This window comes from Bradyrhizobium sp. SZCCHNRI1009, assembly GCF_032487575.1.
Classification (GTDB): domain Bacteria; phylum Pseudomonadota; class Alphaproteobacteria; order Rhizobiales; family Xanthobacteraceae; genus Bradyrhizobium.
Genome location: NZ_JAUEUL010000001.1, coordinates 406,491 through 423,012, shown reverse-complemented (window position 1 = coordinate 423,012; position 16,522 = coordinate 406,491). Strand labels below are relative to the sequence as shown.

At 65.3% G+C, this 16,522-nt stretch carries 14 protein-coding genes; 9 read left to right on the top strand and 5 right to left on the bottom strand.

Annotation, left to right across the window (positions count from 1 at the left end; genetic code table 11):
* The first annotated feature begins 121 nt into the window (after window positions 1-121).
* Together cysD and cysC are read left to right on the top strand one after the other, a co-directional pair.
* Complete coding sequence (gene cysD, locus QX010_RS01970) at window positions 122-916, top strand: sulfate adenylyltransferase subunit CysD (protein ID WP_315804843.1); 795 nt, start codon at window positions 122-124, stop codon at window positions 914-916.
* 15 nt (window positions 917-931) lie between these two features.
* Window positions 932-2,848: an adenylyl-sulfate kinase gene (cysC, locus tag QX010_RS01965; protein ID WP_316177271.1), complete on the top strand. Its 1,917-nt coding sequence runs from the start codon at window positions 932-934 to the stop codon at window positions 2,846-2,848.
* Window positions 2,849-3,297: 449 nt separating this feature from the next.
* Here the strand turns inward: cysC and QX010_RS01960 are convergent, their stop codons facing one another.
* Entirely contained in the window at window positions 3,298-4,281 is a 984-nt protein-coding gene (locus QX010_RS01960) for a cytochrome-c peroxidase (protein ID WP_316177269.1), read from the bottom strand.
* Between the two features lie 371 nt (window positions 4,282-4,652).
* On the opposite strand from QX010_RS01960, the gene QX010_RS01955 reads away from it, so the two are divergent.
* Both QX010_RS01955 and QX010_RS01950 read left to right on the top strand, forming a co-directional pair.
* Window positions 4,653-5,381: an MgtC/SapB family protein gene (locus QX010_RS01955; RefSeq protein WP_315804727.1), complete on the top strand. Its 729-nt coding sequence runs from the start codon at window positions 4,653-4,655 to the stop codon at window positions 5,379-5,381.
* Between the two features lie 230 nt (window positions 5,382-5,611).
* Window positions 5,612-5,995, top strand: a complete 384-nt coding sequence (locus QX010_RS01950; protein ID WP_316177267.1) for a DUF1493 family protein — start codon at window positions 5,612-5,614, stop codon at window positions 5,993-5,995.
* A 74-nt stretch (window positions 5,996-6,069) separates the two neighbouring features.
* Here QX010_RS01950 and QX010_RS01945 read toward each other — a convergent pair whose 3' ends face one another.
* On the bottom strand, window positions 6,070-6,951 hold the full coding sequence (locus tag QX010_RS01945; protein ID WP_316177265.1) for a hypothetical protein: 882 nt from the start codon (window positions 6,949-6,951) through the stop codon (window positions 6,070-6,072).
* Between the two features lie 1,091 nt (window positions 6,952-8,042).
* On the opposite strand from QX010_RS01945, the gene QX010_RS01940 reads away from it, so the two are divergent.
* Window positions 8,043-10,205, top strand: a complete 2,163-nt coding sequence (locus tag QX010_RS01940; RefSeq protein WP_316177263.1) for a malate synthase G — start codon at window positions 8,043-8,045, stop codon at window positions 10,203-10,205.
* Window positions 10,206-10,269: 64 nt separating this feature from the next.
* Here QX010_RS01940 and QX010_RS01935 read toward each other — a convergent pair whose 3' ends face one another.
* Window positions 10,270-10,425, bottom strand: coding sequence for a Thivi_2564 family membrane protein (locus QX010_RS01935; protein WP_315804721.1), 156 nt, complete (start codon window positions 10,423-10,425; stop codon window positions 10,270-10,272).
* A 175-nt stretch (window positions 10,426-10,600) separates the two neighbouring features.
* Here QX010_RS01935 and QX010_RS01930 point away from each other — a divergent pair, with 175 nt between their 5' ends.
* Window positions 10,601-12,694 carry a methyl-accepting chemotaxis protein gene (locus QX010_RS01930; RefSeq protein ID WP_316177261.1) on the top strand — a complete coding sequence of 698 codons (2,094 nt, stop codon included), beginning with the start codon at window positions 10,601-10,603 and terminating at the stop codon, window positions 12,692-12,694.
* 13 nt (window positions 12,695-12,707) lie between these two features.
* Here QX010_RS01930 and QX010_RS01925 read toward each other — a convergent pair whose 3' ends face one another.
* Both QX010_RS01925 and QX010_RS01920 read right to left on the bottom strand, forming a co-directional pair.
* Window positions 12,708-13,367, bottom strand: a complete 660-nt coding sequence (locus QX010_RS01925; RefSeq protein ID WP_316177259.1) for a DUF2865 domain-containing protein — start codon at window positions 13,365-13,367, stop codon at window positions 12,708-12,710.
* A gap of 15 nt (window positions 13,368-13,382) precedes the next feature.
* Window positions 13,383-14,135 (bottom strand): L,D-transpeptidase, encoded by a 753-nt coding sequence (locus QX010_RS01920; RefSeq protein WP_316177257.1) that lies wholly within the window; start codon window positions 14,133-14,135, stop codon window positions 13,383-13,385.
* Window positions 14,136-14,358: 223 nt separating this feature from the next.
* Here QX010_RS01920 and QX010_RS01915 point away from each other — a divergent pair, with 223 nt between their 5' ends.
* The 3 genes from QX010_RS01915 to QX010_RS01905 all read left to right on the top strand — a co-directional run bounded on the left by QX010_RS01915 (window position 14,359) and on the right by QX010_RS01905 (window position 16,476).
* Window positions 14,359-15,477, top strand: coding sequence for an AI-2E family transporter (locus tag QX010_RS01915; protein WP_316177256.1), 1,119 nt, complete (start codon window positions 14,359-14,361; stop codon window positions 15,475-15,477).
* 80 nt (window positions 15,478-15,557) lie between these two features.
* The gene (locus QX010_RS01910) at window positions 15,558-15,929 is read left to right on the top strand and encodes a YqjD family protein (protein ID WP_316177254.1); all 372 of its coding nucleotides are present in this window, start codon (window positions 15,558-15,560) and stop codon (window positions 15,927-15,929) included.
* A 103-nt stretch (window positions 15,930-16,032) separates the two neighbouring features.
* Window positions 16,033-16,476, top strand: coding sequence for a hypothetical protein (locus QX010_RS01905; RefSeq protein ID WP_315804715.1), 444 nt, complete (start codon window positions 16,033-16,035; stop codon window positions 16,474-16,476).
* Window positions 16,477-16,522: the final 46 nt, after the last annotated feature.

The following is a 16,522-nucleotide window of genomic DNA, read 5'->3' as shown; positions in this document are numbered from 1 at the left end:
CAGGCAGGCGATGGCTGATAGCATGCACATTCTCACCAACGACGTTTCCAGAGATCGGTTGCCCTCCTCCGAGATCGAGCAAGCATCTTCCATGCCGCGCGTCCTCAACGCCGCGCCGACGATGGACCATCTCGATGAGCTGGAGGCGCAGAGCATCTACATCCTTCGCGAGGCCTTTGCACGGCTGAAGAAGCTGGCGCTGCTGTGGTCGCTGGGAAAAGATTCCAACGTGATGATCTGGCTGGCGCGCAAGGCATTCTTCGGCCGCGTGCCGTTTCCGGCCATGCATGTCGATACGGCCAAGAAGTTTCCGGAGATGTACGCCTTCCGCGACACCTACGCGAAGGAATGGGGCCTGGACCTGAAGATCGAGCCGTGCCCGCCGATCGATGCGGTCGATCCGACCTTGCCGCCCGCGGCGCGCTCGGCTGCGCGCAAGACCGAAGGCCTGAAGATGGCACTCGCCAAGCACGGCTTCGACGGCCTGATCGCCGGCATCCGCCGCGACGAAGAGGCGACGCGCGCGAAGGAGCGCGTGTTCTCGCCGCGCGGCGCCGAGGGCCATTGGGACGTGCGCGACCAGCCGCCGGAATTCTGGGATCACTTCAACGCCTCGCCGCCGCAGGGCGCCCACTTGCGCATCCATCCGATCCTGCATTGGACCGAGGCCGACATCTGGGCCTACACGGCGCGGGAGAACATCCCGATCATCCCGCTGTACCTCTCGAAGAACGGCAAGCGCTATCGCTCGCTCGGCGACCAGGACATCACCTTCCCCGTCGCGTCCACCGCCTCGAACATCCCCGAGATTCTCGCCGAGCTCGAAAGCACCAAGGTGCCCGAGCGTGCGGGACGCGCGCTCGACCACGAGACCGAGGACGCCTTCGAGCGGCTGCGCGTCGCCGGCTATCTGTGAGCGGAGCCTGAGGCAATGAACATGAGAGTCCCGGCCGCCGCTCCCGCCACACCGAACGGCACCACCCGTCCCCAGGTCCGCATCGTGATCGTCGGCCATGTCGATCACGGCAAGTCGACCCTGGTCGGACGCCTGCTGCACGAGACCGGCAGCCTGCCCGAGGGCAAGCTCGAAATGCTGCAGGCCGTCTCGGCCCGCCGCGGCATGCCGTTCGAATGGTCGTTCCTGCTCGACGCGCTGCAGACCGAGCGCGACCAGGGCATCACCATCGACACCACGCAGATCCGCTTCCGCACCAATGCGCGCGAGGTCGTGCTGATCGACGCGCCCGGCCACGCCGAATTCCTGCGCAACATGATCACCGGCGCCTCGCAGGCCGACGGCGCGGTCCTGATCATCGACGCGCTCGAGGGCGTGCGCGACCAGACCCGCCGCCACGGCTATCTCCTGCATCTGCTCGGCGTGAAGCAGGTGGCGGTCGTCGTCAACAAGATGGACCGTGTCGATTTCGGCGAGGACCGCTTCGATGCGATCAAAGCCGAGATCTCGGCGCATCTCGAAGGCCTCGGCGTCAAGCCGGTCGCCGTGATCCCGATTTCCGCGCGCGACGGTGATGGCGTCGCCGCGCTAACGTCGCGGATCGGCTGGTACGACGGCCCGACCGTGGTCGAGGCGCTCGATGGGCTGGAGCCGGCCAAGCCGCTGTCGAGCCTGCCGCTGCGCCTGCCGGTGCAGGCGATCTACAAGTTCGACGATCGCCGCATCGTCGCCGGCCGCGTCGAGGCCGGGGAATTGCGCGCCGGCGACGAGATCGTGATCATGCCGGCCGGCAAGATCGCCAAGATCAAGACCGTCGAGGGCTGGCCGCAGACCCCCGTGACCACGCCGCAAGGCGCAGGCCGCTCGGTCGGCATCACCCTCGACCGCGAGCTGTTCATCGAGCGCGGCGACGTCATCGCCCATGTCGGCCGCGAGCCGCAGGCGGCGCGCCGGCTGCACGCCCGCATCTTCTGGCTGCACGACCAGCCGCTCGCCAAGGGCGACAACATCCTGGTCCGGCTCGGCACCCGCGAGGCGCGCGGCAGCGTGGTCGCGATCGAGAAAGCCGTCGATCCGGGCTCGCTGTCCAACGAGCAGAACGCGTCGATCGCGCGCAACCATGTCGGCGAGATCGAGATCGCGCTGACCCAGCCGGTCGCCGTCGATCCCTACACCGAGAATGCGCGCACCGGCCGCCTCGTCATCGAGGTGCAGGGCCGCATCGCCGGCGGCGGACTGGTGCTGTCGATCGCAGCCGGCAAGCGCGCCGCGCCGGTCGACATCATGCCGGTGGAATCGGCCCTGCAGCCGCAGGAGCGCGCCGACCGCTATCGCCACAAGGGCGCGGTGGTCTGGATGACCGGCCTGCCCGGCGCCGGCAAGTCGACCTTGGCGCGTGCGCTGGAGCGGCGGCTGTTCAGCCGCGGCGGCGCGCCCGTGCTGCTCGACGGCGACACCGTGCGCGCCGGCCTCAACAAGGATCTCGGCTTCACGCCGGAGGACCGCGCCGAGAACATCCGCCGCCTCGCCGAGGTCGCGACCCATCTCGCCCGCAACGGCCACATCGCGATCGTCGCCGCGGTGTCGCCGGCGCGCGAGGACCGCGCGGCTGCGCGCCGCGTGGCCGGCGACCTGTTCCGTGAGGTCTACGTCGCCACCGCCGCCGAGATCTGCGAGAGCCGCGACCCCAAGGGCCACTACGCCAAGGCCCGCGCCGGAAACCTGCAGAACTTCACCGGCATCGGCACCGACTACGAGCCGCCGCTCGATGCCGAGTTGGTAATCGACACCGCGACGCGCGGGATTGCGGACGCCACCGACGAGCTCGAGGCGCTGCTGTCGCGGACATCAGTGCTGTTCGACGACATCGCCGATCTCGGCGCGAATATCTGAGGCGCCGTACAAGCTCCCAAAGCTTGTAGCAGGCGGCCTGCCCCAAACCGTCCTTCATACCCAATGTGCAGCTCTGGCTTCGGAGCTGACCCCTCATGGTGAGGAGCCCGCCCAAAGGCGGGCGTCTCGAACCACGAGGCCCCACTGTGGCCTCGCCCTTCGAGACGCTCGCCTTCGGCGAGCTCCTCAGGGTGAGGGGGACCGGCATTCCGAGAAGAGCGAATTGCGGACGCGGGCGGAAGTCTCAACCCTCTCCATGAACACGCGATCAGCGTATCCATGGCCCCGCGTGCAGCGTCAGTCCGGCGCTTGCCACTCATGGTGAGGAGCGCCGCCTTCGGCGCGTTCAGGCGATGCTCTCGCATCGCCTTGAGAACCATGAGGCCCAGTCATCGCAGATCTTCGGCGAGGTATCGCCGCGACGACGATTGTTAGTTCCGGCCCGCCGCCTACAGCGCTCCGACATAGGCGGTGAGATCGTCGAGCTCGGCCTCGGTCGGCAGCCGCGTCTCCATCTTCTTGGCATAGAACTCCCACATCAGCTTGACGGCGTCGCGCAGCGAAGCCGTGCGGCCGTCGTGGAAATACGGCGCGGTCGACGCGGCCGCATGCAGGGTCGGCACCTTGAACTTGCCGCCGGTGCCGATGTCGTCCTTGCTCTTCTTGTCGAAGCTCGGCAGCTGGTGACAGGTGCCGCAGCCGCCGTCGCCGATATAGAGCTCATAGCCGCGCCTGACGGCCGCGCTGGCATCCTCCCGCGGCGTGCCGTCCTCCTTGACCTGCCAGTTGGCCGGATAGTTCAGCGTGCGCACATAGGCGACCAGCGCCGCCAGGGTCTCCGGCGACGGCTCCGGCCCCTTCATGCGGTTGACGATGATGCCGCGGATGCTGTCCTCCAGCGTCGGCGCCTGGCCGGCCCAGCCGAACACCGCACGCTCGCCGACGCCCCACAGCGTCGGCGTATTGCGGCCGTTGGGATCGCCGTCGGCGACCACGTCGAGGCCGACATAGGTCTTGTTGTTGGTGTGCCCGGTCGAGAAGTGACAGGTGGCGCAGGATGCCTTGCCGCCGCCGGAGAGGCTTGCGTCGTTGAACAGCTCCAGCCCCTTGGCGGCGAGCTCCACTTCGGAGAGCTGCGCGGGTGCCGCCACGGCCGCACCGACCGTAGTGGGCGAGGCCACCGGCTCCTCGGTCACGACAGGTGCTGAGGCCTTCGGCCTCCTCTTCGCCGCGGCCTGGCGGAGTCTCGGCCTGTACTCGGGCACGGCCGGGTGCGCGGATTTCGGCTTCAGCGCCGACGCGAGCATTTGCAGCAAGGTCGGCTTTTCCGGAGCCGCCGCAAGGTATGGCGCCGTCGACATGTCGGCGGCGAGGGCGGGCACGGCGAGCAGACCGAGGCACAGGACGATCGACCGCAGCCCAGTGAACGACATGATGCGTCTCCCCACACCCCGCTAGATGCAATTAGTTATCGATAGCCTTTACGTCCGAAGTGGGACTGTGCGGGGGCAATGAATCGGCGCAGGCGGGATCGAGCGACAACATCGCGCCCGCCTGCGAGCGCCTCGCCGAGGTGCCGTCCGCAGCGCGGCCACGAGTCGGCCTCGTGACATGACGCGCGACATCGGCGCACAGCGATCGCCGCAGCCAAGCGTGGTCACATCCTGCCCGAAGAACTACGGAGGAGTGCGCTGGTTCGCTCTTGGACGCCAGCCTGGCCATCGGGCCGCCGGACGATCTGCAAGCAGAAATTAGCACTTCATCCGCACAGTTCACGGCACGCGCAGCAACGCTGTCGAGGCGCATGATGGAGCATCTGGCGGCCTATTGGTCGAGGGCGGAGCTGGAGACGAACGGAATTCTGCTGCTGCACCTGATGGGTGCTGCGGCCGTCGGCCTGTTGCTGGGCTACGAGCGCACCTATCACGGACGGGCGGCCGGCATGCGGACCTATGCGCTGGTCTGCGTCGCATCGACCTTGCTGACGGCGATCAACGGTTTTCCCGGCAGCTGGTATGGCGGCATCGCGGTGTCGCCGACCGTGTCCGATCCGACACGCGTGATCCAGGGCCTGATGACCGGCATCGGCTTCCTCGGCGCTGGCGTCATCATCAAGGACGGCTTCACCATCCGCGGCGTGTCGACCGCCGCCTCGATCTGGATGACGTCGGCGATCGGCATCATTATCGGCATCGGCCTCTACGGCACCGCGCTGTGCGCTACGGCCTTGTCTCTGGCCGCGATGACCCTGCTCGGCGCGGTCGAGCAATGGCTGCCGCACCAGACCACGCTGTCGCTGTCGGTCGTCTATCGCCATGGCCTGCAGCCGAGCGAGGCCGAATTGCGCGAATGCATGCGGGCTTATGGCTTCGACGTGCTGGACTGGTGCTACGAATACAGCGAGACGAAGCGTCAATTCCATTTCGAGCTGGTGCTGCAGGCCGCCGGCCGGTTCGAAACCGCGCAGATGGCGCGCGACCTGTCGGGCGCGGAAGACGTCGTCGAATTCCGGCTGGCGCCGTCGCGGGCGTGAGGGCGAAGCGGTACCGTGTCACTTATTTGATGAGCACGTGCATATCGCAGCTCGCGCTGCGCACGCCACGGAATGACGGCGGAGAGAGGTGCCGTAGGGCGGGCAAAGCGACGCCGAAAGGCGGCGCGTGCCCACCGTCTCACACCGAGCAGACAAATGGTGGGCACGCCGCTTCCGCGCGATGCGCGGGCGCGTCTTTGCCCACCCGACAGACTTGCCAATCGTGCCACGTGACCGATATTTCGGCGATGCCGCTCACGACAGATCCACTTCATCAGGCTGTGCTGGACTTCGTCGCCAAGGAGACGATGACGCCCAAACGGCTCACCGACGAGACCGACATCGCCGGAGACCTCGGCGTCGACGGCGACGATGCGCGCGAATTCATGGGCGCGTTTGATCGCGCATTCGACATCGACATGCCCGGCTTCGCTTTCGACCGTCATTTTGGACCGGAAGGCCTGTCCTTGATCGGGCTCGTCCGGACTATTCTTCGCTTGCGCCGTCCCCGCCGGCCGCTGACGATCACAACGCTGGTCGACGCCGCGCGACAGAAGCGTTGGCCAATCCACGCGGCCAACCCTATGGCGACTGCAGACGTCGAAGTAAGTTGAGCGCCCGCTTGTCTAAACAGCGTGATGGCCGGGGCTCCCCCGCCAGCGAGCGACATTGACCCGCCATCAATCGGCTATTGACGCGCCTGGTCGGATTTCAATTCTCTAAGCACGTCCATCAGTCTCTTAGGAACGAAGGTATTTCGCCATTTGCGATGAACCTCAAACGCGCTGATGCACTCCCTCGCAGAACCTTGCAGGGCAAGCCCGATCAATTGAGGATTATCAATGTTGTTCTTCTGCAGCACCCCGAGAGCTAGAACATACTGATTTAGACACGAGATTATATCAGGCACCCCTGTCTTTCCAATAATCCTGGCTATTTCCTCCGAATAGGCTTCACCTTCCTTCATAACGTCAGCAAGCGGGTTCATTGCGGCCTGAAACCTGTCTCTAAGCTCTACTAAAGACGAGACGGAAGCATCGAGTCCATCCCGCTTGATCTTATCAACCCAAGATGTCCGCTGAAACAAGTACAGCGGCGGCATCGGCGGCAGCAGCGCTTGCGGAGCCTCGATTTTGTAGAATGCTTCACCAAATTCACGCAGCCTCTTCGTCAATCCGGTTAGCTCATCTAGTTCTACGTGACTTAGCTTTCTTCGCAAGACAGGCCCAGGATCATAGACACCACCATTCGGATCAGCGGCCGCTTCGTCAACAACAATCGACGGGGCTCTACTGCTCTTTTCATCCGCCCCGCGAATCAGGGGAGAATGATTCCCATTTCGCAAACCCAGACCATACGTGGCAGCGCCAAATGAAAGGACTGCAACCGAAAGCATAGTCAATATGAAATACCAAGACTCCATTCCCGGCCTTCCCTCTGCGCGTCGACGACGAAGCCAAACGGAGACGAAAACGATCGCTGCGAGCGCACCAAATAGGACGGCGGTCGAAAAATTGTCGCTCGTGGCGTAGTTGGTAGCTGCGTTAACCAGCAGATTGAAGAGCCACATGCCGAAGCCCATACTAGCTCCTGCCTATAGAATAAAATCTAGAAACCAGATGGCTAGCTCGACCGTACAGAGAGATAGCCACAACTTGCCTAACTAGCAACTAGAGGTGCAGATTTATCCTGTTTCAAAGCCTTCGAACACTCCAGCGAAGCGATAGCCCCCATTCCCTTGCCATCGTCCCTACGGCAAAATTGATCCGTTTCAAAAGGCAAAATTCATCAATCCGATCCACCTGATTTGCCTGTCCAGTCCTCGCCAGAAAAATATTCCGCTTTCATTTTTTCCGAAATCATGTTTCTATCTCCGCATCCCGTCCCACACGAGGGACAGTTCGCGACCGTCACGGACGTCGGGTGCGGGATGCGGTGGGCGTCTTGGGCTGCGGCGTGAGCGATCATGCTGGCGGACAGTTCCGAGGCGCACGGCCAAGCCGTGGGGTCCTGGCATCCCGACGCTGATGCCACGTCTGCGACAGCGCCAACGCGCTGCGCGGGCAACGGTGACCAGAAAGCCCGGCGCACCGGGGAGACCACGGAGCAACCGTAAATCCATCGCGCAGGGAAGGCCGGATGTCCGGCTCGTACCTGTGGTGACTGCCGCCTGCATTTTTTTCTGCAGGCGGGCCATGGGTGCAGCCTGCACCCGGCCTTCCCTGCGCCTCTCGTTAGCAGAGGCGTTCAACTGGCAAAGCTCGGACGCCAACAGGCGCCGCGAGAACGTTGGCGACTGTTCGCAAGCGCACGATCCAAATGAGCAGCGAGATGCAACCTCAGGCGTCGTTGCGAGCGAAGCGAAGCAATCCAGACCATCTCCGCAGCGACAGTCTGGATTGCGTCGTCGCTTCGCTCCTCGCAACGACGGCGGAGGCCGGAGCAAATGCCGCGGACTTCCGCAACACCGGATCGACAGGATCGGCCCCTCGCGCCCGATCTCGGAACCGACGCCCTCCCCCGACCAACTGCGATACCCCTCCCCCCTTTCGTGACCTCCGCTTTGGCGCTAAATGCACTGCACACGCCGCCTTCGAGGCGGCCATTCAGCATGCCCAATTCGCGCGCAACGTCGCCCTTTTTCGAGAGAAACGTCTCATCATGACCCGTATCGACGCCCATGGACTGAAGATCGCCCCCGTTCTGTTCGACTTCATCGCCAAGGAGGCCGCGCCGAAGACCGGGATCGATCCGGACGCGTTCTGGGCCGGCCTTGCCGCGATCCTGCGCGATCTCGGCCCCCGGAATCGCGAGCTGCTCGCCTTCCGCGACGCCCTGCAGGACAAGATCGACGCCTGGCACCTCGCCAACAAGGGCAAGGCCTTCGACCTCGGCGCCTACACGGCGTTTTTGCAGGAGATCGGCTACCTCCTGCCGGAGCCGGCGACCCACAAGGTCGAGACCGCCAATATCGACGAGGAGATCGGCAAGATCTGCGGACCGCAGCTGGTGGTGCCGCTCACCAACGCCCGCTATGCGCTGAACGCGGCGAATGCGCGCTGGGGCTCGCTGTACGACGCCTTCTACGGCACCGACGCCATCCCGCATGACCCGAGCGAAGCGGGCAAGGGCTACAACAAGGCCCGCGGCGACAAGGTGATCGCCAAGGCCAAGGCCTTCCTCGATACGGCCGCGCCGCTCGCCACCGGCAGCCACACCGACGTCACCGCCTACAGCGTCATTGCCGGCCAGCTCTCGGCCAAGCTGAAGAGCGGCAACGCCACCGCGCTGAAGGACGCCGCGCAGTTCGCCGGCTATCAGGGCTCGGCGGAGACGCCGTCCGTGATCCTGCTCGCCAACAACGGCCTGCACGTCGAGGTCGTGATCGACCGCAGCCATGTCATCGGCAAGGACGATCCGGCCGGCGTCTCCGACATGATCCTGGAAGCCGCGGTCTCGACCATCCTCGACATGGAGGATTCCGTCGCCGCCGTCGACGCCGAGGACAAGGTGCTGGTCTACCGCAACACGCTCGGCCTGATGAACGGCACGCTGTCGGCCGATTTCGAGAAGGGTGGCAAGACGCTGACGCGCGCCCTGAACAGCGACCGCAGCTACACCACGCCGGCCGGCGGCACGCTCACCCTGCACGGCCGCAGCCTGCTGCTGATCCGCAATTGCGGGCACCACATGTTCACCGACGCCGTGCTCGACTCCGAGGGCAAGGAGGTGCCGGAGGGCATTCTCGACGCCGCCGTCACCGGCCTGCTGGCGATCCACGACCTCAAGGGCAACTCCAAGGTCAAGAACAGCCGCACCGGCTCGATCTATATCGTCAAGCCGAAGATGCACGGCCCGGACGAGGTCGCGCTCACGGTCGAGCTGTTCGCGCGCGTCGAGACAATGCTCGGCCTGCCGGAGAACAGCATGAAGGTCGGCATCATGGACGAGGAGCGCCGGACCACGGTCAACCTCAAGGCCTGCATCCAGCAGGCGTCGAAGCGCATCGTGTTCATCAACACCGGCTTCCTCGATCGCACCGGCGACGAGATCCATACCTCGATGGAAGCGGGTCCGATGATCCGCAAGAACGAGATGAAGGCGCAGCCCTGGATCAAGGCCTATGAGGACTGGAACGTCGACATGGGCCTGATCGACGGTCTCCCCGGCCACGCCCAGATCGGCAAGGGCATGTGGGCCGCGCCGGACAAGATGGCGGACATGCTGGCGCAGAAGATCGGCCATCCGCAGGCGGGCGCCACCACCGCCTGGGTGCCGTCGCCGACCGCGGCGACCCTGCACGCCCTGCACTATCACCAGGTCAACGTGCACGCCCGCCAGGCCGAGCTCGCCAAGGGTGGCCCGCGCGCCAAGCTCGGCGACATCCTCACCATCCCTGTGTCGAACTCGAACTGGGCGCCGGACGACGTCCGCCAGGAGATCGACAACAACTGCCAGGGCATTCTCGGCTACGTCGTGCGCTGGATCGACCAGGGCGTCGGCTGCTCCAAGGTTCCGGATATCCATGACGTCGGCCTGATGGAGGACCGTGCGACGTTGCGCATCTCCAGCCAGCATCTCGCCAACTGGCTGCACCATGGCGTGGTCAGCAAGGACCAGGTGATGGACTCGCTGAAGCGCATGGCCGTCGTGGTCGACAAGCAGAATGCCGGCGATGCGCTCTATCAGCCGATGGCGCCGTCGTTCGACGGCGTGGCGTTCAAGGCGGCCTGCGACCTCGTGTTCGAAGGCCGCACCCAGCCGAACGGCTACACCGAATACATTCTCACGGCGCGGCGCCGCGAAGCGAAGGCAAACGCCTGATGCGAAAAGCCCCGGCCATCCGCCGGGGCTTTTTTTGATCAGTCGGAGGTAACATGATGCCGGATCATATCACCGCAATGAAGCGGAGCAGCGAGATCACGCCGAGCACGATGACGATCACGCGGCAGATCTGCTTGGCGCGGCCATCGATCGGCAGCAGGTTGATCAAATAGAGAATGAGGATGACGACGAGAAAGGTGACGAGTGCACTGATCAGCATGAAGAGCCCCTTGGCGAGAAAGATGCGCTGGCGTTGGTCAGCTAACCCGCTCGCGGGCTGGTAGTTCCGCACCCGGAACCGTGGGCGCCCTGGGCCGCCTCCGTAGTTCCACGGAGCCACCCCTCATCCAGATTTTTACCGGTTTGCGGTCGAATGCGGTGAATCGGAGATCAACATGCTGAACCGACTGACCATTTCCACGACGTTGAAGGCCATCATCCTGGTGACGGCATGCCTGTTTGTCGGCCTGTTCGCCTCGCGGGCCTATTATTCGTGGCAGCAGCTCAAGCTCACCGCCCGCATCACCTCGATCGTCGATGCCTCCGAAAGCATGTTCAAGGCGATGGACAAGCTGCGGGCCGACCGCTCCACCTCGAACCGCATGGTGACCGTGGACGAGAAGGTCGAACCGGAGACCGAGCGGTACGTCCGCGGCCTGCGTGACGTTGCCATGCCGTCCATGGGCCGGGCGCTCGGCATCCTTCCGGGCATCGCGTTTGCCGACAAGGCGGCGCTGCTCTCGCAATTCCAGCAATTGCTGGCGACGCTGAGCGATCAGCAGAAGGAATTCTGGCTGGAGGTCGCCAAGCCGAAGGCGTCGCGCCGATTGGCGCTCGGCAAGGAATACATGCAGACCGAGGACAGGCTGCTGGAGACGCTGGAGAAGATCCAGGCCATTCTCGCAGCCGAGGTCAACCACGCGGACCCGACCATCGATCAACTGCTGCAGATCAAGCAGATCGCATGGCTGCTGCGCAACACCGCCGGCGACGCCTCCTTCCTGGTTTCGAACGGGCTCGCCGCAGGCAAGATCACGCCCGAGGCGCGGCTGAACTATACCAAGGCGGTCGGCGGCGCCGAGGCCGCATGGAAGGCGCTCGAACTGGCGACCACCGGCGCAAAATGGCCGACCGCGATGACGGCGGCGCTGGAGGCCACGCGCAAGGCCTATTTCGACGCGGAATACACCGCGTTGAGGGATCGCCTCGTCAACGCGGTCGCGAGCGGCGAGACGCCGGAGATGGTCGCCAACAAATGGAGCCCGTTCACGGTCGGGCGCCTCAATGCCGCGGTTGCGGTCGCCGAGACCGCGCTTGAAACCGCAAGGACCTATATCGAGGAGCAGCATGCGGCCGCCATGCGGACCCTCGGCATCGAACTCTGCCTCCTCATCGCGGCGACCGGGATCGGCGGCGCCGCGCTGATGCTGGTGAGCCGCCGGGTGATCCAGCCGCTCAACAGAATGCGCGATGCCATGCTGGCGGTTGCGGGCGGCGACCTCAGCGTCGAGACGGGCTACATGCAGCGCCAGGACGAGATCGGTGCACTGGCGGGCGCGCTCGAGACGTTCAAGCAGCAGGCCAAGGACAAGCTCGCGATCGAAGCCCAGGAGCGCCAACGCAACGAAACGACGGTTGCGCGCCAGCGGGCGATCGAAAGCTATGTGAGCGAGTTCGAGGGGCTGGTGCGCGATTCGCTCGAGCAGCTTGGCCGCGCCTCCACCGACATGCAGGCGACGTCCGCCGGCCTGACCAACGTATCGCGGCAGACCAACGCCCGCGCCGAGGAGGCCTCGAAGGCCTCCAGCGATGCCTCGATGAGCGTGCAGACGGTGGCCTCCGCCGCGGAGGAATTGAACGCCTCGATCGCCGACATCAGCAAGCAGGCGTCGCATGCGGCCGGGATCGCCAGCCGCGCGGTGGAGCAGGCCCGCATGACCGACGGCACCGTGCAGGGGCTGGCGCAGTCGGCAAACCGGATCGGCGAGGTGGTCGGGCTGATCAACAGCATCGCCTCGCAGACCAATCTGCTGGCGCTGAACGCCACCATCGAGGCGGCGCGCGCCGGCGAGGCCGGCAAGGGTTTCGCCGTCGTCGCCTCCGAGGTGAAGACGCTGGCGAGCCAGACCGCAAAGGCGACCGACGATATCTCCGAGCAGATCGCCGACATCCAGCGTGTCGCCAATGACGCGATCGACGCGATCAAGCGCATCGGCGGCATCATCGGCGAGGTCAACGAGGTGGCGACCGCGATCGCCGCGGCGGTGCAGGAGCAAGGGGCGGCGACGCAGGAAATCTCGCGCAGCACCCAGTTCGCGGCCGACGGCACCAAGCACGTCTCCGACAACATCACCGGCGTGAAGTCGGACGCCGATGCGGCTGCGGCGGCCGCCGACAACGTGCGCAATGCCTCAGAGACGCTGGAGAGCCAGAGCAGGAACCTCGGTCATCAGGTCACGGACTTCCTCGGCAAGATCCGCGCGGCCTGACGGCCTCGCGGGATCAGTCGGACGCCATCACCGGCGCGCGCTCGTACTTCGCGCGCAGTGCCGCGGGCGCCGGCGAGAAGTTCAGCTCGGCACGCTTGCCGCTGCCGGTCCGGTTGGCGACCTTGAGGCCGTCGTCGCTCGCGACGACGTCCCCCTTGCGCAGGGTCGGATCGTTGTCGATCGACACCTTGGCAAGGCCGAATTGGTCCTTGCCGTTGCAGGTGCAGCCGTCGACGATCTCGGTGCGATACTTGAAGGCGTTGGGCAGCGCCGAATATGGCTTGCCGCCATCCGTCTCGGCGGCGTCGATCGAGCTGCCGTAGACCACCTCAGTCTTGGACGCCGGGCAGAAGCTGTTGCAAGCAGCTTCCTTGCTCTGGTCGCCGGTGGCTCCGAGCGGGAAGTAGCGGCCGTCGCAGGTGCGGACGCACCAGGCGACGCTGCTGCTGCCGCCGCGATAGCTGACATCGCCCCGCGGGGCCGGCCGTGGCGCCGGAGGCGCCTCGTCGGCGAACGGCATCCGGATGTAGGGCGCCTGGCGCTGCGGCGCGTTGAAGCCGCCGAACAGCGCGGAGAAGAAATCCTGCGCCCCCGCCGAGGTCGGCGCCGCCAACGCACCCGCGGTTGCCATGGTTGCCACTGCGATGGCGGCGAGTGCACGTCGACCTTTCATCGTCCCACTCCCAGATCAGTTGATGGCCGAGACCTGCAGCGACATCGCCTGACGCCCCGACGGCAGCGAGGTCACGCGCGGCGCCCGGTCGGAATTCGCGCGCGCCTGCAGCGATGCGGCCTTCGGCAGCACGACGACCTTCGTCCCCACCCGCACGCGGCTGAACAGGTCGCTCACGTCCTCATTGGTCAGGCGGATGCAGCCTGAGGACACGAACTTGCCGATCGTGGTCGGATCGTTGGTGCCGTGGATGCGATACTCGCTGGAGCCGAGATACATGGCCCGCGCGCCGAGCGGATTGCCCGGGCCGCCAGCCATGAAACGCGGCAGATAGGGCTGGCGCGCGATCATCTGCGCCGGCGGATGCCAGTCCGGCCATTCCGCCTTGCGGGTCACCGTCTGCACACCCGACCAGGTGAAGCCCTCGCGCCCGACGCCAACGCCATAGCGCAGCGCGCGGCCGCCGCCGAGCACGTAGTACAGGTAAGTATTGGCGGTATCGATGATGATCGTCCCCGGCGCTTCCCGCGTATCCAGATTGACGATCGTGCGACGCAGCCGGTCCGGAAGCTGGCTGTCCTCGTCCTGCTCCACGGCGGGTGCAGTCGCCTGGTCGGGCGGGAAGGCCTGCTGCTGCTCGACCGGCGCATAGCCGAGGCTCTGCGCGTGAGACGCGGCGGGACCCGCGACGAGAAGAACCGCGACGCCGACGATCAGCGAAGCGGTCCGCCGCGAAAGGTTGCGATGGCCGGAAACGAGCTGTGTCATGGAGTGCCCCTGTCAGACGAGCATCGCGGTGCGATGCATGATTGCCTTCCAAACGCCGAACGGCTCGCCGCAGTTCCGGCTCCGCTGTGGTCGCCCTGCGTCAGTCAAGCGTAGCTGCTGTCACGTTCTCGCGACGGAACCCGGCGCCGTCTCGCCAGTTAGGCGAAAGAAGAACGTCATCACGCGAACTGTGCGCGAACGACCCGATCGGGGGGGACCTATGGTGCGAGTACTTCCCACCGAGCGGCTGCTCGCGAGCGGGAGCGAAGGCGCGGCGCTGGATGAAAGCCGCCACGAGCTTCCTCCTGTGATCAGGCGGGCCGAAGTTGTCGCCATCGCGCTCGTGGTTCTTACCGCGATCTGCGTCACCGGCGTTCTCTACGTCGCCCGCGGGTTCTTTCTGCCGATCGTGATGGCGTTCGTGGTCGGCACCATGCTGTCGCCGGCCGCCAACTTTCTCGAACGCCACCACGTGCCGCGCGGCGTCGGCGCCGTGCTGATCGTGATCGCCGTTGCCGCGGGACTGGCCTTCATCATCGGCCTGATCTCGGCGCCGGTCCTCGACTGGACCAATCGCCTTCCCGAGCTCGCCACGACGCTCAAGGCCAAGCTGCACGTCTTCGATCGGCCGCTGGCGCTGTGGCACGAAATGCAGGCGGCGATCGGCGGTGGAAGCGGGCAGGCCTCGACCAGCCTGGAGCTGCCCAAGTTCGATTGGGTTCAGCCGACGATCGAATTCCTGTCGCCGACCTTCACGGAATTCCTGCTGTTCTTCGCCACGCTGGTGCTGTTCATCGCGAGCTGGCGGGACCTGCGGCGCACCTTGATCATGACCTTCGGTGATCATGAGGCCCGGCTTCGGACGCTGCGCATCCTGAACGAGCTCGAACTGCACCTCGGCAACTATCTGCTGACGGTCACGCTCATCAACACCGGGGTCGGCATCGCCGCAGGCCTCGCCTGCGCCATCGCCGGCATGCCAAACCCCGCCGGGCTCGGCGCGCTCGCAGCGACGCTGAACTTCATCCCCATCATCGGCCCGATCGCAATGTTTGCGGTGCTCGTCCTGGTCGGCGCGGTCGCATTCCCGACCCTGAGCGCCGGCATGGTCGCGCCCGCCATCTTCGCCGTGATCACCTTCATGGAAGGCCATTTCGTCACGCCGACCATCATCGGCAGGCGGCTCGCGCTCAACGCACTCGCGGTGTTCATAGCGCTGGCATTCTGGACCTGGCTGTGGGGCCCGATGGGAGCCTTCCTCGCCTCGCCGCTGCTGATCGTCGCCCTCATCGTCAAAGAGCATCTGCTGCCGGACGATACGCCGCAACTGCCGGCGGACTAATTCGGTTTCCAGCGTCGGAACTTCGGCTGAGACCCCGCGTTTGTCGAGCAGACGCAATCACCTTGCTCCGGGAGCTTGCCATGCCACCGACTGACGGTGAGACCGCCCTGAAAGATCTCGTCGACAAAGCGAACTACGAACGCCTGCAGAAGGATGTCCACGCCGTGAAAAACGATATCGCAGCTCTCACCGAACAGATCACCGACGCGCTGAACGCTTTCGCCGGGCAGGCGAGCAAGCAGGCCCGCAGCGGCTATCGACAGGCGCGCGAGAACGCGGACCAGACGTTCGACGACATGTCCGAGCGCGGCACGGCCATGTTTGGTGCGGCCCAGGAGGCCGCGAACTCGCTGGAGGAGCGCCTCGAGGACGTGATCTCGCAGCGTCCGCTCGCCACCGTGGGTCTCGCGCTCGGACTTGGATTTCTCATCGGCGCCGCCTGGAGACGCTGAGGATTTGGCCCCTGAAATCCAGAGGCTTGTCTCGTTTCGGCGCCGCGTCTTCGGCGCCGATTTGAGTCTGTTGCGCAGATGAATGAGATCGGGAGGGAATGACATGCTGCAGCGCCTGATTGCGGACTTCCAGGAATCGACCGGGCATGCCGTTAGGCTCACGTCGCTCGCAATCGCTGCAGCGGTCGGACTGTTCGTAACCACGAGCTTTCTGTGCGCCGCCGCTTTCGTCGCCGTCCTGGATCGATACGGGCTCGTGGCCGCGTGCCTCACCGGTGCCGCCATCTTCTTCGTGGTGACGTTGATCGCCGCGATCAGCTACATGGCGCGCAAGCGCGCGATCGAGAGCCGTGCCGCGCGAAGCGCGGAAACGGCGCGGTCGGCAGTCCAATCGGCTTTTGCAGACCCGATGCTGCTGGCCAGCGGCTTGCAGATCGTCCGCATGATCGGCATCAAGCGGCTGATTCCCATTCTGGCCGTCGGCGGTCTGGCGCTCGGATTCATGGTCAGCCGCCCAGCGGCGGAGGAGCAAACGCCCGCAGAGTGAGGATCCAAGGCGTTGATCGAGTGCTTAGGCGGCGGATCGGGTGCAA